This is a genomic window from Terriglobus roseus, assembly GCF_900105625.1.
GTDB lineage: Bacteria > Acidobacteriota > Terriglobia > Terriglobales > Acidobacteriaceae > Terriglobus > Terriglobus roseus_B.
The window spans coordinates 32,863-58,574 of sequence record NZ_FNSD01000002.1 but is presented as its reverse complement, the minus strand read 5'-3'; the positions used below and the strand labels follow the sequence as shown (position 1 = coordinate 58,574).

The 25,712-nt window shown below is 56.9% G+C and carries 25 protein-coding genes; 19 read left to right on the top strand and 6 right to left on the bottom strand.

Annotated features, from left to right (window positions below; genetic code table 11):
* Positions 1-17: 17 nt before the first annotated feature.
* The 4 genes from BLW03_RS20010 (at position 18) to mobF (ending at position 6,619) form a co-directional block, all read left to right on the top strand.
* Positions 18-305: a hypothetical protein gene (locus tag BLW03_RS20010; RefSeq protein WP_074656235.1), complete on the top strand. Its 288-nt coding sequence runs from the start codon at positions 18-20 to the stop codon at positions 303-305.
* A gap of 255 nt (positions 306-560) precedes the next feature.
* Positions 561-947, top strand: coding sequence for a hypothetical protein (locus BLW03_RS20005; RefSeq protein ID WP_074656234.1), 387 nt, complete (start codon positions 561-563; stop codon positions 945-947).
* Positions 944-3,055: a type IV secretion system DNA-binding domain-containing protein gene (locus BLW03_RS20000; RefSeq protein ID WP_074656233.1), complete on the top strand. Its 2,112-nt coding sequence runs from the start codon at positions 944-946 to the stop codon at positions 3,053-3,055. Before BLW03_RS20005 ends, BLW03_RS20000 begins: the two co-directional genes overlap by 4 nt.
* 6 nt (positions 3,056-3,061) lie before the next feature.
* Complete coding sequence (mobF, locus tag BLW03_RS19995; RefSeq protein WP_074656232.1) at positions 3,062-6,619, top strand: MobF family relaxase; 3,558 nt, start codon at positions 3,062-3,064, stop codon at positions 6,617-6,619.
* Between the two features lie 1,123 nt (positions 6,620-7,742).
* Here the strand turns inward: mobF and arsB are convergent.
* Together arsB and BLW03_RS19980 are read right to left on the bottom strand one after the other, a co-directional pair.
* Entirely contained in the window at positions 7,743-8,864 is a 1,122-nt protein-coding gene (gene arsB, locus BLW03_RS19985) for an ACR3 family arsenite efflux transporter (RefSeq protein WP_074656230.1), read from the bottom strand.
* Positions 8,864-9,277, bottom strand: coding sequence for an ArsR/SmtB family transcription factor (locus BLW03_RS19980; RefSeq protein WP_074656229.1), 414 nt, complete (start codon positions 9,275-9,277; stop codon positions 8,864-8,866). The genes arsB and BLW03_RS19980 overlap by 1 nt, the downstream gene beginning before the upstream one ends.
* 72 nt (positions 9,278-9,349) lie before the next feature.
* Here BLW03_RS19980 and arsM point away from each other — a divergent pair, with 72 nt between their 5' ends.
* The 8 genes from arsM (at position 9,350) to merP (ending at position 13,963) form a co-directional block, all read left to right on the top strand.
* Positions 9,350-10,237 (top strand): arsenite methyltransferase, encoded by an 888-nt coding sequence (gene arsM, locus BLW03_RS19975; protein WP_074656228.1) that lies wholly within the window; start codon positions 9,350-9,352, stop codon positions 10,235-10,237.
* 12 nt (positions 10,238-10,249) lie between these two features.
* On the top strand, positions 10,250-10,744 hold the full coding sequence (locus BLW03_RS19970; RefSeq protein WP_074656227.1) for an arsenate reductase ArsC: 495 nt from the start codon (positions 10,250-10,252) through the stop codon (positions 10,742-10,744).
* Entirely contained in the window at positions 10,741-12,117 is a 1,377-nt protein-coding gene (locus tag BLW03_RS19965; RefSeq protein WP_074656226.1) for an FAD-dependent oxidoreductase, read from the top strand. The genes BLW03_RS19970 and BLW03_RS19965 overlap by 4 nt, the downstream gene beginning before the upstream one ends.
* Positions 12,105-12,506 carry an arsenate reductase ArsC gene (locus tag BLW03_RS19960; protein WP_074656225.1) on the top strand — a complete coding sequence of 134 codons (402 nt, stop codon included), beginning with the start codon at positions 12,105-12,107 and terminating at the stop codon, positions 12,504-12,506. The genes BLW03_RS19965 and BLW03_RS19960 overlap by 13 nt, the downstream gene beginning before the upstream one ends.
* Positions 12,507-12,570: 64 nt before the next feature.
* Positions 12,571-12,990: a heavy metal-responsive transcriptional regulator gene (locus tag BLW03_RS19955; protein WP_074656224.1), complete on the top strand. Its 420-nt coding sequence runs from the start codon at positions 12,571-12,573 to the stop codon at positions 12,988-12,990.
* Positions 12,987-13,307 carry a DF family (seleno)protein gene (locus BLW03_RS19950; RefSeq protein WP_074656223.1) on the top strand — a complete coding sequence of 107 codons (321 nt, stop codon included), beginning with the start codon at positions 12,987-12,989 and terminating at the stop codon, positions 13,305-13,307. Before BLW03_RS19955 ends, BLW03_RS19950 begins: the two co-directional genes overlap by 4 nt.
* Complete coding sequence (locus tag BLW03_RS19945; protein ID WP_074656222.1) at positions 13,304-13,657, top strand: mercuric transporter MerT family protein; 354 nt, start codon at positions 13,304-13,306, stop codon at positions 13,655-13,657. The genes BLW03_RS19950 and BLW03_RS19945 overlap by 4 nt, the downstream gene beginning before the upstream one ends.
* Positions 13,658-13,672: 15 nt before the next feature.
* Positions 13,673-13,963 (top strand): mercury resistance system periplasmic binding protein MerP, encoded by a 291-nt coding sequence (merP, locus tag BLW03_RS19940; protein WP_074656221.1) that lies wholly within the window; start codon positions 13,673-13,675, stop codon positions 13,961-13,963.
* A 3-nt stretch (positions 13,964-13,966) separates the two neighbouring features.
* Here the strand turns inward: merP and BLW03_RS21235 are convergent, their stop codons facing one another.
* Positions 13,967-14,380 carry a MerR family transcriptional regulator gene (locus tag BLW03_RS21235; RefSeq protein WP_212733259.1) on the bottom strand — a complete coding sequence of 138 codons (414 nt, stop codon included), beginning with the start codon at positions 14,378-14,380 and terminating at the stop codon, positions 13,967-13,969.
* Positions 14,381-14,423: 43 nt separating this feature from the next.
* Here BLW03_RS21235 and BLW03_RS19930 point away from each other — a divergent pair, with 43 nt between their 5' ends.
* The 4 genes from BLW03_RS19930 to BLW03_RS19910 all read left to right on the top strand — a co-directional run bounded on the left by BLW03_RS19930 (position 14,424) and on the right by BLW03_RS19910 (position 18,994).
* Complete coding sequence (locus tag BLW03_RS19930; protein ID WP_074656220.1) at positions 14,424-16,568, top strand: TonB-dependent receptor plug domain-containing protein; 2,145 nt, start codon at positions 14,424-14,426, stop codon at positions 16,566-16,568.
* Positions 16,569-16,633: 65 nt separating this feature from the next.
* Positions 16,634-17,191: a cation efflux transmembrane domain-containing protein gene (locus BLW03_RS19925; RefSeq protein WP_074656219.1), complete on the top strand. Its 558-nt coding sequence runs from the start codon at positions 16,634-16,636 to the stop codon at positions 17,189-17,191.
* Positions 17,192-17,641: 450 nt separating this feature from the next.
* Positions 17,642-18,499, top strand: a complete 858-nt coding sequence (locus BLW03_RS19915; protein WP_074656217.1) for a hypothetical protein — start codon at positions 17,642-17,644, stop codon at positions 18,497-18,499.
* Between the two features lie 9 nt (positions 18,500-18,508).
* Positions 18,509-18,994, top strand: a complete 486-nt coding sequence (locus BLW03_RS19910; RefSeq protein ID WP_074656216.1) for a heavy-metal-associated domain-containing protein — start codon at positions 18,509-18,511, stop codon at positions 18,992-18,994.
* 521 nt (positions 18,995-19,515) lie between these two features.
* Here the strand turns inward: BLW03_RS19910 and BLW03_RS19900 are convergent.
* Positions 19,516-19,983, bottom strand: a complete 468-nt coding sequence (locus BLW03_RS19900; RefSeq protein ID WP_074656214.1) for an HNH endonuclease signature motif containing protein — start codon at positions 19,981-19,983, stop codon at positions 19,516-19,518.
* On the bottom strand, positions 19,980-20,525 hold the full coding sequence (locus BLW03_RS19895) for a recombinase family protein (RefSeq protein ID WP_244502226.1): 546 nt from the start codon (positions 20,523-20,525) through the stop codon (positions 19,980-19,982). Before BLW03_RS19895 ends, BLW03_RS19900 begins: the two co-directional genes overlap by 4 nt.
* Positions 20,526-20,826: 301 nt before the next feature.
* Between BLW03_RS19895 and BLW03_RS19890 the strand changes: the two genes are divergently transcribed.
* From BLW03_RS19890 to BLW03_RS19880, 3 genes are read left to right on the top strand one after another with little or no spacing between them, the layout of a single operon-like run.
* On the top strand, positions 20,827-22,053 hold the full coding sequence (locus BLW03_RS19890) for an N-6 DNA methylase (protein ID WP_074656213.1): 1,227 nt from the start codon (positions 20,827-20,829) through the stop codon (positions 22,051-22,053).
* Positions 22,054-22,062: 9 nt separating this feature from the next.
* The gene (locus BLW03_RS19885; protein WP_074656212.1) at positions 22,063-23,823 is read left to right on the top strand and encodes an ORC-CDC6 family AAA ATPase; all 1,761 of its coding nucleotides are present in this window, start codon (positions 22,063-22,065) and stop codon (positions 23,821-23,823) included.
* Entirely contained in the window at positions 23,820-24,728 is a 909-nt protein-coding gene (locus tag BLW03_RS19880; protein WP_074656211.1) for a hypothetical protein, read from the top strand. The genes BLW03_RS19885 and BLW03_RS19880 overlap by 4 nt, the downstream gene beginning before the upstream one ends.
* 10 nt (positions 24,729-24,738) lie before the next feature.
* Here the strand turns inward: BLW03_RS19880 and BLW03_RS19875 are convergent, their stop codons facing one another.
* Positions 24,739-25,434, bottom strand: a complete 696-nt coding sequence (locus tag BLW03_RS19875) for a GIY-YIG nuclease family protein (protein ID WP_212733258.1) — start codon at positions 25,432-25,434, stop codon at positions 24,739-24,741.
* Between the last annotated feature and the right edge of the window lie 278 nt (positions 25,435-25,712).

Sequence of the window (25,712 nt, the reverse complement as noted above, 5' to 3'; positions counted from 1 at the left end):
AGGAGAGGAAACGCATCATGGCCCTGTTCACAGTGAAGACTTCCAAGAAGGTAGAAACCAACATCCGGCTTGAAGAGTCAACGGCAAAAATGCTGGATCGTTACGCACATTTCCATCAGGGACCGGCTGATGACGTGGTGAATGAGGCGTTGGAATACATCTTCAAACACGATAAGGATTTTCAGCAACACCTTACAGCAAATGCCAACGCCACTGTGCCGCCTTCGGTGCGTATCAAGAAGGCTCCCGGCTCAGCTAAAGCAGCCAAGACAACCGCTCAGCCAGCGCCCACGGCTACGAAGTAAGCGCATCGAGCTCTCACTTCCCGACGCAGAAGCAATGTCAACAGCAACAACAAATGCAGAGGCAACAGCAACAACAAGAGCGGATGCGCTTTGCGCATGAAAAGGATGACACTCCATCCCTTCCAGGGTGTCGTTGAAAGCGATCAGCGTCTACGGTTGTCTACCTCGCTGATAGCGCAGCAATTAGGCGAATTCTGTCTACAACCGTGGACATTGGGTCAACGGTTGTAGACACGAATCCAGAGAGCAGGAACTATGCAAGAGCCGACCGTAGCAATCAATTTCGAAGACCGCCTCCGTCGCGCAAGAGGCAGAACAGCACGGAACTTCATCGCAAGCGCCCGAGTCACGAAAGCAGAACTAGAAGAGTTGGAAACGGAGGCGCGTTCCCAAGGCAAAGCCTTGAGCGAGTGGAGCAGGGAGACTCTGCTTGCCGCTGCACGCGGGGAGGCGATTACTCCCAGCTTCACCGAGATAGTTGCCATCCGTCAGCTACTCAATTCCACGCTTCGGGCGGTCGCCTGTGGCGACGTGATGACGCCTGAAGCCTTCCAAGAAGAGCTTCAGGGAATCCGGTCAACAAAGCATAAAGCAGCAGCCGAAGTCATGCAGCAGTACGCCGCCACGGAGACCGCGCGATGAATAGCAAACAAGCCTGGGGACGCAAAGAGACCATCGTATGGCCGCCACACGCGCCGATCTACACGTTCAGCGCGTTCGCACTGGGCGTGATGGCTACGCTCTTCTTCGTGTGGCAATTTCTGAACGTCGAAGAGACGCCTTTGCGCCGGACGTACACCACGACGTATGCGCAGACCCTCATCGGAGCGACGTTCAAACAGCATGGGAAATACCGGCTGCTTTACGTGGGCGGCGGCAAAGCGAACCCACGCCTGGCGCTGCCGGCTGATTTCGTTCCAGGCGCCACCAAGCTCCCCGATGGTTCTATCTCCCCGGTCGATCTTTCGGCTGCCGCGAAGCAGAGAGGCTACACGGTTTTCTACAAAGGCCCCGAGAAGGACTACAACGACGTGGCTCTCAGCCGGTGGCTTGGCGATGTCTTCTTTGAGGGGAAGGGACTCGTCCAGGTCTACACGGAGCCATTATGCGAGGGGCTTCTCGTCCTCGTAATTGCACTCGGCTTCGCCGGTCGCGCCGATGTGAAACGCTTTCGGCAACTGAAGTACGGGCGTCGTCTTAAAGGCCCGGTGATGGTTCCACCGCCACAGTTCAACAAGGCTCTAAAGTCCGATGGGCTGGCATTCACGACCGCAGAGAAGCCCTGGTATGCCCGTCATGCAACGCAGCTTCGGATTCCAAAACGTGCCGAGCCGCAGCACATCCAGATTATGGGCGATACGGGTTCGGGCAAGTCCACGCTGCTCACACAGATCCTTCAACAGATCGCCGACCGCGACGAGATTGCGATTGTCTACGACACGGCGGGCGAGTTCACAGAGCGCTTTTACAAGAAGGACCGGGGCGACTGGATTCTGAATCCGCTCGATGCGCGGACACCGTACTGGACACCATCAAGTGAGTTGCGCAACCCTGCCGAGGCACGCACCATCGCCACGTCGATGTACCAGCCGCGCGATGACAAGCGGGGCGAGTTCTTTACGGAGACACCGCAAAAAATCTTTGCCCATCTCCTGAAGTATCGTCCTTCGCCGGAAGAGCTGGTGGACTGGATGTCGAACGAGGAAGAGATCGACCGTCGCCTCAAAGGTACGGAGTTGGCGAACTTCGCACCGATGGACGCGCCGCAGCAGCGGCGCGGTGTGCTGGGTTCCCTTGGGCTGATTGCGGATGGACTGCGCCTGTTGCCGACGTTAGAGGAGGCGGGCGGCCGACAGTGGAGCGCTACCGAGTGGGCAGAGAAGCGCGAGGGTTGGATCTTCCTCACGTCCACCAAAGCCACGCGCGAAGCCCTGCGTCCCTTGCAGTCGTTGTGGATCGACCTGTTGGTCCTCCGTCTCCTGACGAAGCCGAAGCCCAATCAGAAAAAGGTGTGGCTGGTGATTGACGAGCTTGCCAGCCTGCAGCTTCTCCCGCAGTTCCACACCGCCCTTACAGAAGGACGTAAGAGCGACAACCCCATCGTGTTCGCCTACCAGGGCAAGGCCCAGCTCGAAACGGTGTACGGTCATCTGGCCGAGGTCATGCTTTCCATGCCCAGCACGAAGTTCATCGTGCGTACTGGTGAACCAAACGCAGCGAAGTGGGCAGCAGACCTCATCGGCGAGGTCGAGATCGAGCGTGTCCGGGAAACGGTTGCCGACGGCAAGCGTCAGGGTAAGAGCTTTACGCTTGACCGGCAGATCGAGCCGCTGGTGATGAAGTCCGAGATTGAAGGCTTGCCCGATCTTCACACCTTTGTGAAGCACAACAACTATGTCTCCCGCTTTGCCTTTCCGCACATGACGCTGCCCATCATCGCGGACGCGCTTCTTCCTCGCGCGATTCCGGAAAGCAAGATGTGGTTCGATCCACTCGCCCCCGCCGACAAGAAACCCCAACCATCAGCTCCCGACACTACTTCCACAAAGGCTGACGCTGATGAGGAAGAGGAGTGGCTGACCAACCCGGAAGAGAAGCCCAAGCCAAAGCGGAACGCGAAGCCGAAAACCAGCGCGGGCGCTCCCTTGAAGGAAGCCGAAGCCCTCGTGCCGCAGCTAGTCCCCGAGGCACCGAAGACCGTCGTTTCCACGCTGCAGGTCGAGTCAGCTCCACTCTCGCACAACCTCTAGGCCGCCATGCTCACCATCTCCAAAGCGATAAGCCCAGCTCAGGCGCAGACGTATCACAAGCTGGAATACACCAGCGATGCGCAGAGCTATTACAAGCAAGACGACACCGTGAAAGGGGAGTGGCAGGGCAAACTTGCCGCTTCCCTTGGCTTATCGGGTGAGGTATCTCCGCTGGAGTTCGCGCGGCTCACAGAAGGCCAGCATCCCCAGACTGAAGAACAGATGGTGAAGCACCGGGAAGGGAAGGAGTACACCAACCCAGACGGCAGCGTGACGAAGCCGGTCGAGCATCGCGCCGGATGGGACGCTACCTTTTCCGCGCCCAAGTCCGTCTCGTTGACAGCGCTCGTGGGTGGGGACGAGCGGGTTAAAGAGGCTCACCGCGCCGCCGTGACGACCGCACTCAACGAATTGGAGCGGTACACACACGCGCGGATCGGCGGCAACAACCCCGCCGAGCAGACCGGCAGTTTCATCGCAGCGAAGTTCGAACATGACACCGCTAGGCCGGTGAACGGCTACGCCGCGCCCCAGCTCCACACGCATGCCGTCATCTTCAATGTCACCGAGCGCGAGGACGGTTCGACGCGCGCCATCCAGGAGCGGACATTGTTTGAGTCGCAGAACTATGCGACCGCCGTCTATCAATCGGTGCTGACCCATAACCTTCGCAAGCTGGGCTACGAGATCGAGCCAGGGCAGAGCGGCGCACCGGAAATCAAGGGCTACTCGCAGGCGTACCTTGATGCGTCCAGCCCACGTTCGCAGCAGATCAAAGAGCAGATGGAGCGCGCCGGTTTCCAAGGACCAGAGGCCGCGCAGATCGCCGCACATGCGACGCGCGATCGTAAGCAGACCCTCACGCCCGCCGAGGTGTTGGCAGCGCATAAAGAGATGGCCGCGGAGTTCGGCAACCAGCCCGAACGAGTGATCGCGGAAGCGCGCGAACGCTCCTTGAGTCAGGCGAGGGGAGCAGGTCTACAGTCCGATGCGCGTGGAGCCGTGGCCTTCGCGAAGGACAAGGTGTTTGAGCGTGAGGCCGTCGCGGACGAGCGCATCATCATGCGAGAGGCATTACGCCGAGGCATGGGCGAAGTCAGCTTCATCGACGTGCAGAGTGAGTTCCAGCGCCGCCGCGAAGAGGGCGAATTTCGTTTGGTGCAGGGCCAAAAGCACAGTTCCGGCCGCAGCTTTACAACACCGGAAACGATCGCCGCCGAGCGGGCGAACGTGCAGCACGTCTTGAATGGACGCGGCGCAACGTCGCCCATGCTGAGTGAGGGCGCCGCCGAGCACCAGGCGCAATCACGGGTTTTTCTAAACGAGGGGCAGCGCACAGCTATCCGCGAAGTGCTCACCAGCACCGACCGCGTACATGGTTTTCAGGGGCTTGCAGGCACCGGAAAGACGACGACGCTTGAGGCCATTCGAGAAGGCGCGGAGCAGGGCGGCTACAAGGTCGAGGGCTTCGCCCCAACCTCGAAGGCGGCGGGCCAGCTCCGCGAGGCAGGGATCGAGGCGAATACGCTTCAAAGCTTCCTGGCGCGACAGAAAGACCCCGAGCCTGCCAGCAAACATCTCTACATGCTGGATGAATCCAGCCTTGCCAGCACGCAGCAGATGCGGGCTTTCCTCAATAAGATACGCCCGGAAGATCGCGTCCTTGTCATCGGTGACACCCGCCAGCATCAGGGCGTGGACGCCGGACGGCCGTTCCAGCAGATGCAAGAAGCGGGCATGCAAACTTCCAAGCTGGACACGATCATGCGGCAGAAAGACCCGGAGCTGCTTCGCGCAGTGCAGCATCTTGCGACGCACGAAACAGAGAAGGGAATTGCTCTACTTTCCGAACAAGGCCGTGTGACTGAGCTTGCCAGTGCGCCTGAGCGCATCGCGGCCATCGCGCGGGACTATGCTGCACGTCCAGAGAACACGATTATCGTTTCTCCAGACAATCGCAGCCGCCAGCAGATCAATGAGGCCGTGCGTTCCGAGTTGCTGAAAGCCGGCACGCTGGCCGACGATGGCAAGCAGTACCTCACACTATCGCACCGTTCCGATATGACCGGACCGGATCGCACATGGGCGGCCATGTACCGCCCCGGCGATGTCGTCCAGTACGAGCGCGGCAGCAAGGCCGAAGGTATCGAGCGCAACAGCTTTGTCGTGGTGCGGTCAAACGATGTTGCCAACAACCGGGTGACGGTCGAGCTTTCGAACGGGTCCAGCGTCGAGTACGACCCTCGCCGCGTCTACGGCGTAAACGTCTATCGCGACGTAAGCCGGGAGTTTGCGACAGGCGACCGCCTGCAGTTCTCCGCGCTGAACAAAGATCTGGGGATCTCGAATCGCGACATGGGCACCATCACGAAGATCGAGGCAGACCGTCTCACGGTCCTGATGGACGGCAAAGAGAAGCGTTCCATCAGATTCGATCCTGCAGCGTTCCGGCAGTTCGACCACGGCTACGCGGTCACGTCCCACAGCTCCCAGGGACTCACAGCAGATCGCGTCATAGCCAACATCGACACCGATTCATCGCGCAGCCTCATCAACAACCGGCTTGCTTATGTCGCCATCTCTCGCGCGTCAGAGGACGCAAGGATTTACACGAACAACGCCGAAACCCTCGGCTCACGACTGGCTACGGACGTGACCAAGACCGCTGCCCTGGACTTTACAGTGACCAGCGAGCAGCCCTCGTCTTCCCCAACGAAAGTTGCGAAGCCCGTCGCCATTTACGAATACAACAACGCAGATTCGCGGCTTGCCGCCGTCGCCCAAGAGTACGTCAGCAGACCACAGCAGAGCGTCATCGTTGCGCCCGATCGCGCGGAGCGAGAGGAGCTGACCCAGCTCATCCGGGCCGACCTTCACGTGCAAGGCAAACTCGGCCGCGACGCCCGAGCTGTGCCGGTGTTGATTGAAAAAGAGACCGGCAGCAAGATGCGCGTAGAGAGCTATCAGCCCGGTGACAAGATCCACTACAAGACCGGCAGCCCAAGCCTTGACGGGATTCCTAACGACAGTCAGGCCACCGTCGTTGGTATGAAGCCCCGAGGCAATGTGCTCATCGTCAAGGTCGATTCAACCCGCGAAGAGGTCTCCTACAACCCCGCCCAGCTTCGGCCGCAAACGCGAGAAAGTCGAGTCTTTCAGGAAGAAACCCGCGAGATTGCGGACGGTGAGCGCATCCGGTTCACGACCAACGATAGGGATATTGGCGTGCGTTCCGGCGATCTCGGCACTGTGACTCGGATCGGCCATGACAACTCCATGACCGTGAAGCTCGATTCCGGTAAGACCGCGGAGGTCTCTCCAGAGAAGGCCCGGCACATCGAATACGGCTACGCCGTCGATGGCATGAAGAATCTCCGCGCGGAACGGGTGATCGCAACGGGCGATGGCCTTTCCCAACAGACCTTCCAAGGCGTTTCTCCGAAAACGGATCTCGCTTTGTACACCAACCAGCCGCAGCAGGATTTCTCTGCCTCCAAAGAGATTGCGGCGCCTGAACTCGCACAGCCTGCAAGGCAGCAGCATGATTTCGGCATCGGCTTTTAGCCCCGACGCCTTTATGTCTTTGTGTCTTTACATAAATCACCCGTCGTCGAGGGCTGGGGTCCGGCATTTCCACGGCCCCTACTATGCGTTGTTCGTAACGGCTGCCTTTGGTAGGTAAAGGTGACCAACGGACTATGAGGGTGCATTGTAGAGGCCCTTTATGATCGAAGAGATAGCGCGGCGCGATTCGTCCCCACCCAAACCGTCAACTGATTGCCCCGCATTGTGCGGTTTAGCAGCTTGCCCTACAGCGGCAGTAGCAGAAAAGGAGACTCTGAGGTTGGCTTGGACTTCTCACATCTATGAGGGCAAGACGTACAAATTCGCTCATCTTGAGCCTCATACCGAGACGTTCGTACGGCCAGCCGACGGAGAACTGCCTTCGGAAAGCTTTACAGTGGACGTTCGATATACAGATCACTGTTTCACCCGGAAGCCAAAACCAGGAGAGGTCTACGACCCTAGCCTTGTCTACGCGAACGGTGAAAAGAAGATCCGGCTTTTCTGCCCGCGTCGTAACGAATTGTCGAAGCTCTTGCCTGAACTCATTCGCAGCCTTCCAAACAATAAGCCCCAGCACAACGGCGTCAACGGCAATTTCTTCACACGCGACCTCTTGGATCTACAAGGCAATCCTGTGAAGTACGTAATCATCTTCAGCGTTAGGAAGTCTGGAAAGGGTCGGATGGAGCTGCTGGTCGAGACGGCATACATTGAGGAGCCCGACTATCGATCGACGCCCTTGAACGGTAGGCGCGTCAGGTTTTGGATCATCCTCAACAACACGTACAAAGGACTGCGAATTCCACGCTAACGTGACAAAGCCCCCAAACATCGGGGGCTTTGTCAGACTTTCGCGCGCCTCTTGGATATGACCACACTCGTGGAAGCCATTGCTGGCGGGAACGACATCACGGCTTGAGCCGATGCACATAAATGTCGCTTTCAATATGATGCTCCTCTTTGAGGCAGAGTGCAACCCCCCCAACCTATTCTCCAAGCTCACGTCTGTTGTACCATTCCCAAAACGGCAAGTCCGACCCATCCTATTCATTCTAAAACGTTTACGTCTGATAAGGATAGTTCTGTATAGTCGAAGCGCCTAAGGCATTGTTGAACGCGGTTATGGCGCGTCTTCCGCTGGATGAACCTGAAAGCTCTTGGCTTCGGAACTGAAGTAGCGGCGACGCATCCAGAACGCTACGTTGACGAGACCGATCAGTGCTGGCACCTCGATCAGTGGTCCTACGACGCCTACGAAAGCCTCTCCAGAGTTGAGACCGAACACGGCAACAGCGACAGCAATAGCCAGCTCGAAATTGTTGCCCGCTGCGGTGAACGAAAGCGTTGCGGACTGCGCGTAGTCCGCACCCAACTTCTTGCCCATCCAGAAACTGACCAGGAACATGATGAGGAAGTAGATAACGAGTGGAATCGCGATCTTCACCACATCGAGTGGAAGCCGCACAATCAAATCGCCCTTGAGCGAGAACATCACGAGGATCGTGAATAGCAGTGCCACCAGGGTAAGAGGGCTGATGCGCGGTACGAAGCGGGTTCGGTACCATTCTTCACCTTTGGCGCGGATCAGGACAAAGCGAGTCAGGAACCCAGCGACGAACGGGACGCCCAGGTAAAGGCCTACGCTCTTCGCGATTTGGGCGATTCCGATAGGCACGACACTTCCCTGCAGCCCAAAATACCTTGGCAAGATAGTCAGGAAGAGCCAAGCGTAGAGGCTATAGAAGAGCACTTGGAAAACGCTATTGATAGCGACGAGGCCGGCAACATAGTCGGTATCACCTTCAGCCAGTTCGTTCCAGACCAGCACCATCGCGATGCACCGCGCGATGCCGATCAATATCAGACCGCGCATGTAGGCTGGCTCACTACGCAGACAGAGGATCGCCAAGAAGAACATCAGGACGGGTCCAATAAGCCAATTCTGTACAAGTGAGAGCCCGAGGACGCGCTTGTTGCGGAATACTTCGCCCAGCTTCTCATAACGAACCTTCGCAAGCGGCGGGAACATCATGATGATGAGGCCAATGGCGATAGGGATGTTCGTTGTTCCGCTCTGAAAGCGGTTCACGAAGTCGGCAGAGGATGGAACGAAGTGGCCGATGGCGACGCCGATCGCCATCGCCAGGAAGATCCAGAGCGTCAGGAATCGGTCCAGAAACGAGAGTTTCTTCCGTGCAGCAGGCGCACAGACTTGGCCGTGAGTAACAGGGGCGGTAGACACTAGCAGGCCTCGCAGGAAGCATCGTTGACTGGCGTGGGAAGCGGAGCCCCCTCAAGAAGGGCGTATTTCGACGGTGAGCAGCAAGCCTTGGTGAGTTTCGCCTTATCCGCCTGCATGGTTTTCTCGTCCTTGAGCCATGCAAGAGTTTGCCGGAGAACCTGTGTCGCTCCGATATGGGGTGGCATGACGATGCGGTAGTGCATCCACTTGCTCTCTCGTCTGGCCTCAACAATGCCTGCGCTCCGAAGGTACGCAAGATGCCGGGAAATCTTCGGCTGCGGACCGCCGAGGATTTCCACGAAGTAGCAAACACAAATTTCTTGATCGCCCATGAGGTTCAGCAGTCTGAGCCGGGTATTGTCTCCCAGCGCCTGAAAGAACCGCTCGATGTCATACGCCTTCTTTGCAGCCATGTTTTTATGTATACGCCTTGACGTATGCAAAGGCAAGCCATATAGTCGCCTAAGCGAATGTTTGGAGGCGGTATGTCAGAACAGCTATTGGATTCGGTGAAGTCGAAGTATGGAGCTGTCGCAGAAAGCAGCCTGTCGAGCGATCATGCAGGAGTAAAGGCCGTAGCGGAGGCCTTCGGGTACAGCGCCGAGGAACTGACGTCCATACCTGCAGAGGCCAACATGGGACTTTCCTGCGGTAATCCGACAGCGACAGCCCATCTCCGTTCCGGTGAGGTCGTCGTGGACCTGGGATCAGGTGGCGGGTTGGATGTGTTCCTCGCAGCGCGAATGGTTGGCCCTGAAGGCCGTGCCATTGGCATCGACATGACCACCGCAATGATTGAACGTGCAAGGGAAAACGCCGTCAAAGGCGGATACAGCAACGTTGAGTTCTACCAATCGACCATCGACCAAATTCCCTTGCCCGATGCCTCAGTCGATTGCGTCATCTCCAACTGCGTCATCAATCTTGCGCCCGACAAGCCAGCCGTTTTCCGCGAAATCGCACGTGTGCTCAAGCCGGGCGGCCGAGTGGCCTTGAGCGACATTGCCCTGAAACACGAACTGCCCGAGGCAGTAGCTCAAAGTATGGCAGCGTACGTGGGTTGCATCGCAGGTGCTGTCCTGATCGACGACTACCGCGCAGGTCTCGTTGAAGCTGGATTCCAACACGTTGAGATCGTGGACAGCGGAGCCGACCTCAACGCTTACGCCAAGGTCGAGAATCAGGCAGGTTGCTGCTCACCCAGCATGGACACCGGCAATCCGCTCCAGGTCCTTGAAGAGGCTTGCTGCACCCCAGCGTCCAGCGCGTCCCCTTCCCTGCACGAGGAACTAACGACCCTGCTCTCGCAGTACGACGTGAACGAAGCGGCCGCCAGCGTGAAGGTCTACGCTATCAAGCCCTCAGCGGTGTAGTAGAGGACGCGCATGCCACACTTCAACGTCTTGTTTCTTTGCACTGGCAATTCCAGCCGGTCCATCATGGCGGAAGCCATTATGAACCACCGAGGCGCACCGAACTTCACGGCGTTCAGTGCCGGAAGTCACCCATCAGGATCGGTGCGCCCGGAAGCTATCAGGCAAATCAAAGATGCCGGTCTCAACGCTGAAGGGCTTAGGAGCAAGTCGTGGGAAGAGTTCACCGGACCCCACGCTCCGCATCTCAGCTTCGTCTTCACCGTATGCGATAACGCCGCCAAGGAAGTCTGCCCGGTATGGCCGGGGCAGCCAATCACGGCTCACTGGGGCATACCCGATCCCGCCTGCGTTGAGGGCGATGCGGCGAACGTGGAGCGGGCTTACAAGCAGGCATTTGCCATGCTCTCCACCCGGCTCTCACTGCTGCTCGCCCTTCCTCTCGCAAGCATGGAAACCTTCGCCATCAAGAAGGAACTCGACAGCATCGGAAGGCTGCAGGGATGACGCCCCGGTTTCTCATCATTGGCGGCAGCGACGCGGGAATCAGCGCCGCCCTCCGTGCTCAGGAGATCAACCCAGAGGCCGAGATCGAAGTACTTCTGGAGGACGACTTCCCGAATTACAGCATCTGCGGTCTCCCCTTTTATCTGAGCGGGGAAACCCCCGACTGGCGCAGCCTTGCCCATCGAACGGAGTTCGCGGGCATCTCGGTTCGCCGAGGCCATCGCGCGACCAGGATCAATAGACACTCCAAAACCGTAGAGGTTGAGGCTGAGGTCAAGGGGCATCTTTCCCTTCCGTACGACAAGCTACTGATTGCGACGGGTGCAAGCCCCGTCGCGCCCCGGATTGATAGCTGGCAACTCCCGGGCATCTTCCTGCTCCATACGATGAAGGACAGCTTTGCGGTCCATGAATATTTGGACAGAGCGAAGCCACGCCGCGCGGTCATCGTTGGTGCCGGATACATCGGCTTGGAGATGGCGGACGCGCTCACGCATCGAGGGATTGAGGTGACCGTCGCCAGCCGCACAAAGACGGTCCTCGCAACTGTGGATTCTGAGTTTGGTGAGACGGTTCGCCAGGAGTTGGAACATCACGGCATAGCCGTCTCTACAAACGTCGAGGTGCAGCGCATCACCCAGGTCAGCGACCACCTCCACGTTTCCGGCAGTCAGGGCTTTGAGCAGGACTGCGAGCTGGTGTTGATTGCTGTGGGTGTAAAGCCCAATGCGACTCTTGGCATCGAGGCCGGCCTGCAGACTGGCGAGAAAGGTGCCCTGCTCACCAATCGCAAGATGGAAAGCGGTGCCCCTGATATCTACGTTGCAGGTGATTGTGCCGAGACCTGGCACCGTCTTCTCAAGCGCCACACCTATCTTCCGCTCGGAACCACGGCCCACAAGCAAGGTCGAACGGCTGGGGAGACTGCTCTGGGCCTTCACCGTGAATTCGCAGGCTCTCTGGGGACGCAGGTCGTCAAAATCTTCAACCGGGTGATCGCCCGGACAGGACTACGACAGGATGAGGCCCAGCGCGAAGGCTTCCGACCCTTTACCGTTGAGAGCACCCTGAACGACCACAAAGCTTACTACCCAGGAGCTACGCAGTTGCGCGCCCGCGTAACCGCGGATCTCACTACAGGTCGGCTCTTAGGTGCCCAGCTTATGGGTACATGGGGAGCGGAAGTCTCCAAGCGTATCGACATATTCGCAGCGGCACTCTTCCACGAGATGACGGTCGATGAGGTCTCCGATCTCGACCTAAGCTATACCCCACCACTCAGCAGCCCGTGGGACCCCGTTCAAATGGCAAGCCAGGCATGGAGCCTGCAATCCCAAAACCAACCAACAAAGGAATCTTCATGCGCAAGGTAATTTTCGCCTGCATCCACAACGCAGGCCGGTCTCAGATGGCAGCCGCATTCTTCAATCAGCTCGCAGATCCGACAAAGGCTCAGGCCGTTTCCGCCGGTACGGACCCCGGTGTGCGGGTGCATCCGGAAGTGTTGACGATCATGCAGGAGGTCGGCATTGATCTTTCCAATGCCAAGCCTCAGAAGCTCACCCAGGAGCTTGCGAATGACGCGAGTCTCCTCATCACCATGGGCTGCGGCGACAACTGCCCTTATGTCCCCGGCCTACGACGGGACGATTGGCCTCTGAAAGATCCGAAAGGTCTGCCTGTGGAGGAGGTTCGGGTCATCCGTGACGACATCCGGAAGAGAGTGCAGTCCCTGCTAGGCAAGGAAGGTCTTGCTCGCTAAAGCTATTGCACGCAGGCTTGACTCTGGAGTTGACTCCAGACTCTATGCTAATTGTGAGGCCGATATGCTGATCGGGGAAGTTGCGCAGAATACTGGTTTGAGCATCGACACGATCCGCTTCTACGAAAAGGAGAGCCTGATTGGGCCGCCACAGCGTAGCGCCGGAGGTTACCGGCTCTATGACGAGCATGCTGTGGACCGATTGCAGCTTATTGGCCGCGCACAACAATTAGGCTTCTCCCTTCAAGAGATCCGTGAGTTGCTGGTTATCGAAGACGGCGAGTCGGGTGAATGCTCGCATGTTCGTGACCTCATAGCCAGCAAGATTGAACAGGTTAAAGCGAAAATCGCCGGCCTCAAGTCGATCGAGAAGCGTCTAGCCAAGGCACAGCAGCAATGCAACGCAGCCCTCACCAATTCATGCGATGTGAAATGCCCGGTTTTACAGGAGCTGGAATCGGGGAAAGAGAAAGTGTCGAGATGACCGTAGAAGTTCTGTATTTCAAGGGTTGCCCAAATCATGAACCCGCTGTGGAGCAGGTCCGAAAAGCCTTGTCGATGGAAGGCCTCACATTGGCCGTGGAAGAAGTCGAAATTACCGATCCCGCAATGGCTCGGAAAATGAGCTTTCTCGGATCGCCAAGTGTTCGAGTAAACGGTCTGGACATCGAGCCTGAAGCGCGGGAGACGGTAACCTTCGGGTTTGGCTGCCGTACGTACGCCGATGCGGAAGGAAGACGTTCCGGCCTGCCTCCGCTTGAAGTCATAAGACAGGCCGCGCGTGAAAGTCAGAATGCATGAAGACAGAAGCTAAAGGCAGTTCGGGAGTCCTGGCGATGGGCGGCGTTGCCGCCTTGCTTGCATCATCCTGCTGTCTTGGACCGCTCGTGCTTGTGATGCTCGGGTTTAGCGGAGCATGGATCGGGAGTCTGTCTGCGCTGGAACCGTATCGGCCATTCTTCCTCGCTTTGAGTGTTCTTGCCCTGTGTCTGGCCTCGCTCCGCATCTTCCGAAAGCCCCCCGAATGCGGGGCCGACAACCCCTGTTTCACTCCGAAGGCCAAACGTTTCCAAATGATCTTCCTGGGTGTAATTGGTCTGCTGGCTCTCATCGGCTTCACATTCCCCTACATTGCTCCTTTCCTTTACTAACTCTTGAAAGGTTCTATGAAGATTGCTCCTTCCGCGCTCATCACTCTGCTCTTTGCTATGGCATCGCCTGTCTGGGCCGCACCTAGAACTGTGATCGTAAAAGTCCCAGGGATGAACTGTCCTACATGCCCTGTGACCATCAAGAAGGCTCTTCTGAAGGATAAAGGCGTGGAGAATGTTGCTGTCCGTTATGACAGCAAAGAGTTGGTTGTGTCCTTCGATGACGAAAGAACCACGCCCGACGCCATCATGAAATCGACGGCAGCCATAGGCTTTCCTTCTCAGATTGTGAATAGATCACGGTAACCCTCAAGTCCGAGCATCTTGAGTCAGAGCCTCAATAATCCGGCATTCGGACATAGGCAGGCATCCGCTACACGAAGCGCTAATCCTTCGCAGCTCTGCGGCGAGTCGTTCCAAGTCAGCTATCTTTTCTTCAATCGATTGCAGATGTGTTGCTGCCAAGCAGCAGACCTCCTCGCAAGAAGGCGCGTCTTCGGACGACAAGCGAAGGAGACCTCGTACCTGATCGAGCGTGAAACCGAGATCACGACCTCTACGGATGAATCCGAGCCGACTGGCGTGCTCTCGGTTATAAGCGCGGTAGTTCGCTTCCGTCCGTGCTGGAGCGGGCAGCAGCCCGATCTGCTCGTAATACCGAATCGTGACGACTTTTACGCCCGATTTCTTTGCTAGCTCACCAATACTCAGATGTTCCACCATAATCGCTTGACCCTATAGCGACTATAGGCTCTACGTTTAAACGATGAAAGCTGCCCTCGCGCTTCTGCTTCTGTGTGTCGCCACCACCGCTTCGGCGCAGTCGGCGGGCCCTACGATCCGCGTCGAGGTCAAGACTGACTTAGGCCCTGTAAACGATGCCGTCGTCACCACAAATGGCAAGAGTGTCAGTACGGGACCAGATGGAACGGCTGTACTGCCGAGTTCGCCGGGGCGGATAGCCATCGACGTGAGCAAGGACGGTTTCTTCCCTGTCCACACGATCGTCACCGTTACGGCCAATCAGCAGGCAGGAGTGGAGATCGAACTACAGCCTGCCAAGACCGAGGAAGAAGAAGTCACGGTGTACGCGACTCGTACGAACACCCGACTGCAGGATTCTCCGCTGCATGTTGAGGTCGTCGGCACCGATGAAATCAACGAAGAGCTGGCCATGAGACCTGGCGACATCAGCATGCTGCTAAACGAGATGGGTGGCATCCGTGTGCAGACCACCTCTCCAGGACTTGGAGCCTCCAGCGTTCGGGTTCAAGGTATGAGGGGCAGATATACCGCTTTCCTAACCGATGGCCTCCCTTTGTTCGGTCAGCAAGGAGCGGGACTAGGACTACTGCAAATTCCACCGATGGATCTAGCCCAGGTCGAGATCATCAAGGGCAACGCCTCTGCTCTTTACGGCAGCTCGGCAATGGCCGGCGTCGTCAACCTAATTTCACGCCGACCCGACAAAAAACCAACACGTGAATTCCTCTTCAACCGCTCGTCTCTCGGAGCAACTGACGGTTCCATGTTTCTCGGCTCCCAGCTCACGCCTCACTGGGGAGCGACCCTGCTTGCGGGAGGTTATGGTCAGGAACATCAGGACCTAAACGGCGACGGCTGGGCAGATGTCGCAGGCTACGGTCGCGGCGTGTTTCGGCCCCGATTCTTCTGGGATAACAAGAACGGCGGCACCGCTGTCCTAACAGCCGGAATCACGTATGAAGACCGCTCAGGCGGCACGATTGCCGGAGCGGTGCTGCCCGTGACCGGCCAGCCATACACCGAGGCGCTGAAGTCCGCTCGCTACGATCTAGGCGGGAATGCGCAAAGGATTCTCGATGGTCGTTATGTCCTTTCAACTCGCTTCGCAGCTTCCGATCAGGACCACCGTCACCAGTTCGGCGAGGATGTAGAGAAGGATCGTCACGGCCTAATCTTTGGCGAGGTGTCGCTGCGCGGATCGGCACGCAAGAACACATGGGTAGCGGGCGCTGCGGCTCAAAGGGATAGCTACCGGCCTCACGACGTTCCACGTTTTTCCTACACCTATGTTGTCCCAGGCATCTTCGGCCAGGACGACATCGAAGTAGCCCCGTGGATGAGCATTTCAGGCAGCGCCAGGGTCGATTTTCATAATGTGTACGGCACATTCTTCAGTCCCAGAATTTCGGTACTTCTAAGAAAGGCTGGGTGGACAAGCCGTCTCTCGGTTGGGCAGGGTTTCTTTGCGCCAACGCCACTCACCGAAGAGACCGAGGCGGCAGGGCTCGCCAAACTTCAACTGCTCGCGCCACTCAAAGCAGAACGCGGTCGCAATGCCTCTGTCGATCTATCGCGGAGCTTTGGGGCAATATCACTCAGCTCTACGTTCTTCGCTTCCAACATCGATCACCCGGTCTACACAGATCGCGGTGCAGTGTACGAGCTTCTCAATCTGACTGGGCCGACGAGGAATCGAGGCGTGGAGCTGCTGGCAACCTACCGGAAAGCGCCGTTTTCCGTGACCAGCACATATACCTACGTCCGGACCAGCGAACTTGAACCTGTAGGCGGCCGCGCCGATGTGGCCCTTACTCCGCGTCAGAACTTCGGCGTCGTAGGCACCTGGGAAAGGGAAGGCACAACCCGCATCGGGCTTGAGTGCTACTACACCGGAGAGCAGCGCTTGGAGTACAACCCTTACCGCGATGTATCCCGCCCCTACGTTCTGGTCGGTGCCATGGGAGAGCGCAAGGTTACCGCGCATGTGAAGCTCTTTCTCAACCTGGAGAATCTTACAAACGTTCGGCAGACGCGCTGGGATCCTCTGTTGCTACCGAGCCGGGAGTCGGACGGGCGCTGGACGGTTGACGCATGGGCTCCGCTGGACGGGCGGGTTGCTAATGGCGGCGCCAAATTCAGCTTCTAAAACGGGGACAACACTTGGAGCAGGTACTCACAAATACGTCGAAGCAGCAAGCCTCTACCGTGAGGATGCTCCAGCTCGTCACCATCGGATGGATGTGCGTCGAATTGAGCGTCGCACTCTTTGCTGGAATTCGGGCCCGCAGCGTTGCGCTGACTGCCTTCGGTGCGGATAGCGGGATTGAACTGCTTTCAGCTTTTGTCGTTCTCCAGCGTTTCGCCTCTGGATCGATTTCCGAACGCCTCGCTGCCCGAATCTCAGCGGCTCTTCTGTACGTTCTTGCAGCGTACATCGTGGTCACTTCGGCCCTAAGCCTTGTGAGTACCCCGCTCCAGCCGGAGCCTACAGTGCTGGGGATTGGGCTGCTTGTCGTCGCCGCGATCATCATGCCTCTGCTGGGACGGGCGAAGAAGAAGCTGGCAGCGGAGACGGGGAGCCGCGCTCTAAGTGCCGATGCAGCCCAGAGCAACATCTGCGCTTATATGTCGTGGATCGCTCTCGCTGGCCTTCTAGTCAACTTTTTCTTCAATCTCGCGTGGGCCGACTCCGTCGCCGCATTGCTTCTACTCCCCATCGTGCTGAAAGAGGCTAGCGAAGCCAGCAAGGGCGAGGTCTGCCATTGCTAGAGGCCAGAGGAATATAGTTAAGAGGTGCGCAGGCTTTCCAGCGTCGTGGCTGTTTTCATCATGCTCGTCATGATGATGCCGGTCCTTGCGTGCGCAGCGAGTCCGAAGATGACTCAGATGGAACAGGACTGCTGCCAGCAGATGCACGGCAAGTGCGGGGAAATGGCGAAGCAGGGATGCTGCCAGATCGAGGTCCGAAACGACCCTGGCCAGCTACCGGCTCATGTCGTGGCGGCTCCCGTCCTCCCTCTTGTTTTGGTAGCGCTCCTCTATCCTCTAGTGTTCGAACTGCCCGCCTCTGTCGGTCACTCCTGGCAGTTCCCGAGTCAGCATTCTCCTCCGGGTCTTTTGATCGCTTCGACCATCGTTCTCCGCATCTGATTCGCTCCCAGGCCAAATGACCTGCACGCTTCCGCGTGCCTGAAATTCATTTGCAACCAAGGAGTAACGATGAGACATCTCGCCACCCTGGCGGGTGTGTTGATGCTTTCTGCACCGCTCTGGGCCTCAGACCATGGCCCCGTATTCGGCTATGCAACGCCAGTCAATTCTCAAGGGGAGGTAAGCTGCGATGCCGGTATCTTCGGACGCAATGGGAGCCGGGGAACGCAGCTTTCCACCGGCACAGCATGTGGCTATGGCTTAACCCCACACCTCACTTTCACTGCCTTCCTTCCAGCCACCTTCGGTAGCGGATCACTGCCCGAGTCTCGCATCTTCCCGACAGGCGAATGGAGTGCAGGGGCGTCGTGGCGCTTCTTTCACTCCGTCACCCAAGTGGGGAAACGGCTGGAAGCAACAGGCTCACTCGCTCTTGTCGTGCCCGGACCGCAGCCTGATGCGGGCATCCTTGGAAACATCCACCGGGCTCCTGGAGTCGCCGGTACGCTGGCTGCGGGCTTTGCTTCGCGCAGTCAGTACCTCTGGCTTGGGGGCGGGTACACCGGCTTCTTCGAGAAGGGAGAAAGCAGGCGTCCTGACACCATCTCGTGGAGTACGGTGTACGGTTTCCGACCCGCGAAGCTGCGGCGCGGCTACGACCAGTGGGACTACCGTGGCCTCGTGGAGTTCACCGGCGAGCACACCGGGGGCGTACGTGTCCAAAACGCGGTCGTACCCGACAGCAGCTCTACCTCGCTTTGGCTCGGGCCTTCCGTACTCGCGATCTTTAAGAACGTGGCGATCGAAGGCGGCATACAGGCGCCGCTCTATCGAGACGTTTCCACGACCCGTTATGGACGCGAAAACGTCCGCTTCGCCCTCAACTTCAGCTATCTCCGGTTCTCGTCCAAGACGACCAAACACTAAGGACCAGTCATGAATAAGCTCATCGTTCTCGCAGCGCTCTCGCTTTCCACACTCGCCGCCCACGCCGAGTACAACCAAGTCAACATGACCGTCTTCGGGATGGATTGTGCTCCCTGCGCTCATGCGATTCACGTCTCGATGAAGGGCATACAGGGAGTCAATAAGGTCGATGTCGACCTGAACAGCGGCCTTGTTTCGATCCAGCTCGCGGTCGGCAACGGGGCTGGAATGCAGCAGTTCAATCAGGCTGTAGAGAAGAACGGATTCACTCACAAGGACGCGAAGATCGTCGCCAAGGGAAAGATCACCGGCACGGCCGATGCACCTGTGTTTGAGGTGGCCGGCACGAACGATAGGTACTCGCTGAGCGGGTCAGGGACGAACGTCTCTTCCCTGCTCGGCAAGACTGTCAGCATCACCGGCACGCTCCCACAGGCTCCCAAGGGTAAAGTCCCAGACACGCTCAAGTACGACTCCATCTCGGAGGCGAAATGAACGCCGCAACAACCTCGATCGCATCAGAACGCAGGGCCAGACGAGCGGCCCTGCTCAACTACTTCTCCCTGTTCAGCTCGTTCAGCACGCTCATTTGCTGTGCCCTGCCTTCCGTCCTGGTGCTCCTTGGGATGGGAACCGCCGTGGCTTCCCTGCTCTCCGCGGCTCCGTGGCTGGTCAGTCTATCCAGGCATAAGGCTTGGACCTTTAGCGTCGCGGGAACTCTGATTGCATGTAGTTTTGTCATGACCTACGTGATCGCTCCACGCCTTCGTGACGGAGAGACTTGCGATGCAGATGACCCAACGACATGCGGCGAAGTCAGCAAATTGAGCCGGTTCCTGCTTTGGGGTTCGGCGCTTATTTATGGTGGAGGCTTTTTCGTAGCGTACTTGCTTGGACCCATCCTAGAGAGAATGGACCGTTAGCATCAGTTCTGACGAAGGGAGCCTCTCGGCTCCCTTCGCACTAGCATCACCTTCTGAATAACGTCAATTCGTCAATACGAAAATACGCAAAAGCTACCGCTGTCGCGTTCGTTTTGCTTCCGGCCGATCATCCATCTCTTTGAAGAGCAATACGTTCTTCGCTTGAGGCGTCGTCGTCACGAAATCTAAAGCGCCCTGCTCATGCCCCTCAGGATGTTGTTCTCGCCACAGCACTCGCAAGAACTCCGGCCAGTCGTCCTGCACGTAAAAGGTGCGTGTCACCTTCGCGTGACATGGCAAGCACAGCGTCAGCATCTTTGCCGGGTCGCTGTTCCCCGCTTCCCTGTGATGTACCGCCACCGAGCGCTTCCCACGCTTCAGAGTTGTGCATCCTGGAACGCGGCAGCGATAGTCGTCACGCTTCAGCACTTCCTCACGATGACCGCCGAAGTACTCCTCATCCTGGCGCTTCAGCGTATAGCACGTCGAGCACAGGCCCTTTGCGAGAACCTTGGCGTTCCCACAGGGGCAATGCATCACGATCTGCTTCGGCTTCGTCATGAGGAGCCCGCGCCGATCGCTTTCGTTCTATAGCGATGCAGAGTCATTCTCGAAACCCCAAATTCTCGCGCAAGCACCGACGGCTTTTCCCCGGCTTCAAACCTTTGGACGAGCGAAGCGACGACTTCCGCACTCAGCGTTCTTGGCCTGCCTTTGTAAACGCCGCGCTTTTTCGCAAGCTCAATTCCCTCTCGTTGGCGCTCACGAATCAGTTGCCTCTCAAACTCTGCAATGGCTCCCATAACGCTCAACAGCAGATTCGCCATCGGCGAGTCCTCGCCGGTGAAGATGAGATTTTCCTTGCGGAACTCGACGCGTATGCCTCGTTCTGTCAAGCCGAAGACCAGCTTGCGAAGATCATCCAGGTTGCGGCCCAGCCGGTCCATCGAGTGACACACCACGGTGTCTCCCTCGCGGACGAACGAGAGCATGGCTGTGAGCTGCGGCCGTTTTACGTCTTTGCCTGAAACGTGATCCACGAAACGGCGGTCCACCGTCACGCCTTCGAGCTGCCGATCCTCACGTTGGTCGAGCGTGCTCACTCGGATGTATCCGACGCACTGCCCCTTCGAGGGTCGAGCCGACTTTGCGGCTTTTGCCGGTGGTGTGGACCGAGCCGATTTCGCAGCCTTCGTCGGCTTCGTCTGTCTCGCGCTCTTTTTTGTAACAGTAAGCTCTTTGACCCGCACCATTAGCCGTATCATAAAGGAGAATTCAACCTTTTCGATACGGGATTTCGATAGAGGCTGTTACGTATCGTTGAGGTATACCCGTTGATACGTCGCCTGTCGCTCTCAATTTTGAAATAAACTAGGTGTTTTGACGAACCGACCTGGAACGGAAATGTCCTTGCTACCGACAACATCGACGAACCATCTCGGTCAGTTCTTCACGGCGCCATACGTCGGAGAGATCCTGGTCTCGAGAATCAAGACCAACCCGAAGCTCGTTATCGACTTGGGGTCAGGAAGCGGCGTCCTTAGTTCGGCAGCCTTACGGCGCTGGCGGCATGCGAATCTCGTGAGCGTCGATATTGACGCTCGGATCGCAACGAAACACCCTCACCATTTCACAAAGGCTGAACTGGGACGCTTTGCTCATGTCCATGCTGACGCTCTATGCCTTGATGTCAGTTCACGTATAGGGGTCCGGCAGGGCAGTGCAGACGTCGCCGTTTGTAATCCTCCTTACGCAAGACTGCGCTGGAGGAAGCATTTCGATGCACTTTTGGATGAAGTTGGGCTGAGAGTGCTGCCTGCCTCCTCTGACATACCGGCAGAGTTGATGTTTATCGCTCAGAACCTACGGCTGCTGAGTCCCGGTGGGCAAGCAGGCATCATTGTGCCCGATGCGTTAATCTCAGCTCAAAAATACGCTCCTCTTCGGCGAGCATTGATTCGAGAGCATTCCGTCAAATCTGTAATCCAGCTACCGATTGGGTCCTTCAGGGGAACCGAAGCTCGTGGCCACATCCTACTCTTGGCAAAACAGACTCCAAGCACGCGAACGATTGAGCTAATCGAACTTGTGAAAGGAAAGGGGCTTAGCCGCTCCGTACACATAAACTTCGATGAAGCCGAAGCCCGCCTAGACTTCGACTATCATGCCGTTCGTCGGGCTGATGCCTACTCTTCGGGTATAAAGCTGGCTGATGTGACTGAGGCCGTGAGTCGCGGCACCTTTAGTTCGGCGGAGATAAAAGCGCTACAGGTACCAACCTTTCATTTGGCAGACTTTGCTGCTCAAGACAAACATCGAAAGGTACACCTTTCTGGGAACCTCAGCTTGATCTCAGAGTTCCCAAAGAGCACAGTTGCCAGACCAGGTGACATTCTGCTTGCTCGGATCGGACGTCACCTTGAGCGTCAGCTCTGTCTAGTGACAAGCGGATACGCTGTTCTGTCAGATTGTGTGTACCGCCTCGAGGTTCCTCGTCAGCACCGCACTCGAGTGATGCGCTACCTGTCCTCAGATCATGGTCGCGCCTTGTTGGGTTCGGCGGCGCACGGATCAGCGGCACGACACCTGTCCAAAGCTGATCTTCTTTCTATGCCACTCGATTCGCTGTGAGGAGATGGATTGCCTAAGCAAACTGCACATCGTGATCTAAAAGGCTCGCAGGTCGAAATTGACCAGGACCAATTCGAGGTAGTTGAGCAGCGCGCAGACTATATACCCGCCGCGCAGCTCATCGACGGTACGGCCACTGCCGACTTGCTCAACCGTGTTCATCATGCCTTGATGGCGAAAGGTACCACGTTGATTGTCGGGCCTCGTGGCTGCGGCAAAACGCACATGATGCGATACACATCGGTCGTCTGTCAGGATTCCAAAGACTTACCGTTCTGTGTGTACGTGAGTTTCAACCGCTATTACCGTCTTGAGCCGCTCACAAAGGCTCGGTCAAACGCCATAGATCTTTTCCACGCATGGGTACTCGCACGCATTGTGCTAGGTGTTAATGAAACGCTTTCGTCCATCACCTTCCCTTCCCTTTTCCAGCAGCAGTCTCTCAACCTGTTGGAGTTTCCCGCCCCTCGGTACCAATCTCTTGTAGACAAGCTAGAGCGCGGCTTGGGTTTGGATGACCAGGAAGAGGAAGTGTTCAACAGCCTATCAATAGAACGATTAAAGGTTCTGATCGATTCGGCTGCTCACGCTTCCGGTCGGAAGCGATCGGTTCTCCTGCTCGATGACGCAGCGCTGACGCTCACCCCCGAGTACCTGCAAGAGCTGTTCGACATCATCAGGTCCATCAAGAGTCCTACCATCGCACCCAAAGCCTCGGTGTACCCAGGAACAACCGAGTATGGCCCCCGTTTCCATGCAACGCAAGAGGCTCAGATCTTATCGGTATGGCTTTCAATTGATGATCCTGAATACTCAGAAGTGATGGGGGCAATTGCGAGGCAGCGGTATCCGGAATTCGACAAGATTCCACCCGATGCTTCTGAATACCTCAAGTTTGCTTCGTTCGGCATTCCTCGCGCTTATCTGATGATGTTGCATCAATACCGGCTTTCGTCGGAACGCTCCCAACAAAGTTTGAATCGGATCGTCGAGGAACATGCGACTGCGCGAGTTGAGGAGTATAGGTCCTTGGCTCTGAAGGCACCGCGCTTCGCCACTCTAATCCGAAAGGGAGAAGAAGTTTTTAGGACCACAGTGAGGGCGTTGAAAGATCAGAATGACGTTCTGGAAAACAGAAACGAAAAGCAGCTTCTAATCGGCATTTCGGGGGCCGAACCTTATCCGCTTATAGGGCGCATGCTTCATCTCCTCATGGAGGCAGGTTTGCTCTTCGAACATCCCAAGGTTTCTCATGGGGGACCAGATCGCACCTATGATCGCTACACCCCTCATTTGGCTGCGCTCCTGCAGGTCCGTGCGTTTTCTGGCAAGGAGCGCGGCACGTCCCCTCGTCAGGTCGTTGAAGCCTTAAAGAGACGCTCAACAAAACATCCATTGCGGCGAAGTCTGACCAGCCTAATCGACAAGAGTGAGCTAGATGCTCTCAGGCTCGACCTTCCCCCATGCGCTAAATGTCATACCCCACGTCTTTCGGAGGGGCAGCGCTTCTGCCATCAGTGCGGAAACGAGCTTTCAGATGTTTCTACTTTTGCCCGTTGCATGTCACTGTCCCTAACGCAAGTGCCTGGACTCACCTCGTGGCTGCGGGAACGAATCGAAGAGGATCTGTCACAGATCAAGACAATTGGTGATCTTCTTGCGCACCAGGACCCCGGCACCGAACTCCGAAAGATTAAACGAGTCGGGCAAAAACGAGCAGCAAAAGTCATCGATGCAGTAACCATTTTCGTAGACGAGTTCTTGTCATGAGCGGACGCCGCACTACAAGTATTGCTGGGGACTTCTCTGATATCTGCAGCGTCTCGCCGCCTGCTCGAAAGTTGGAGACACACGAGCTGTTCGACACGACGAATGCCGCTCCTACTAAATCGCCTCTCGATCTCTTTTTGGGGAATGCAAACCGTCTCAATTTGCTGTACCTTCCTGGCGCACAGCCATTCGATCCTCTAATGGGAACGCTGATTCTCCTTGGCTATGTGTCTGCCGTCGAAAGTTATATTCGCGCAGTCGTCCGCGGACTGATCAACATCGACGCGTATGCCAAATGGAGTGCAAAAGAAAGGCAGGTTTCCTTCGGAGCTGCGTTGTCCTATAGCCATGATCTGCTTCCTGAGGCCCTCCTTGAACGAACGTCTCTCGCTAGCGGAGATCAGATCAAAAAAACATTTAAGGATCTGATCGGAGTTGACCTTCCCGTGAGTGAGCTGAAGGCACCCTTAGACACCTTTGAGAGGGTTTGCCAACTGCGACATTGCTGCACGCACCGATTTGGCCGATTAGGCACCTACAATGCTGAGAAGCTGGGTCTCGATTTGCACCGTGTGGCTTTAGACAAACCTCTGAAGCTCGACGCCGCCAGTCTCACTGAAATAGCTGACAATCTTCGAATCCTAGTGAAGACGCTAAACCGCAACACATTTGCGGCTGTACTGAAGCGCACAGCACAGTATGCGCCTTCGGCTCCAGGAAGAACTCCACGAGATCCTGACGCTTTCGTATTTGATGTTGACTGGAATTGGAAATTCCAAAAGGACAGAACACGGTTTCTGAAGTATTACAACCTCTTCAAGACCGAGGACGATGCCGTTCCATCGCTGCCTGCAAGAGACCTATACGACCGTTTCAAAGCCTTTCACAATAGGCCGCGCGGATAGCGTCACCGCTCTAAGCGTGGGCTGAGGTCAGCCGACGCAACCCGCCAGCCGAAGGGTCGTACACAAACTCGGTTATCGATTCATCCTGGATGCGCTCCATGATCTCGTTGATAACGGGTAGCGGAACCACGAACCACTCTCTTGGCTCTACCGGTATGCCAAACCGGTCAGGTACGTGAAGCTGAAGCTGGGCCGACGCCAAGATGCGGTGGATTGTTTGTTCAAACTTGAATTGCTTGATGTTGGCGAGTTTCCAAGTGGCAACAATCTCCACTGGGGCGAGCAAGTAGGTTGGGTCTCGTTCGGCGTTGCCGATTCTGTCCTCGACACGGCCTCCTGTCACCCCAATTTTGAAGAGCACATCGCGCATCGCCGCAATCTGCGGTTTGGTCGAGAGGCTTCGCAGCACGTAGATCGTTCCACTTGGAATGTCCCCGTCTTCCAAAGTGCCTCCGAAAAGTGGACCCATGCTTCCCTGGGTGAGACGGCGGCCTTGTCTTTCCGGCTCATAGAGCGCGCGCTGTAAGGATCGCTGCAGTAGTACGCCGCCAACTACGTCACTTTTGTTGGAGTCACCCTTACGCAGGCGCTTGAGCGTGGTCTCTTTTTTATCGAAAGCGGCTAGAAACTGGAATGGAAACTCCAGAGCATTGAACTGCTCCGCTGCGAGATCCGTTACCGCCGCCTCAATTTCAACTGCGTTCATAGCTAAGTATCGCAGAGCCACGTGCGCGATATTCATCTCCCTCGGGGCCGTAACTTACTTGCAAACGGCAGGTTCAGCGGGATCGCACCTTCGGAAGCTCGTCCCGGCAACAAAACCCCGGCCTCCTGTCTTGGAGACTCCCCATCCCAGCGGGCCTGTTCGAGTCTGTTACGAAACTCAGAAAGCGCTAAACAGAGGTGTTTGCAGCCCCATTGAATCTTTGGCGATTTCCGACTGTGCTTGGCCTAATGCGCGGGAAGTTCTCGCAACCGCCGACG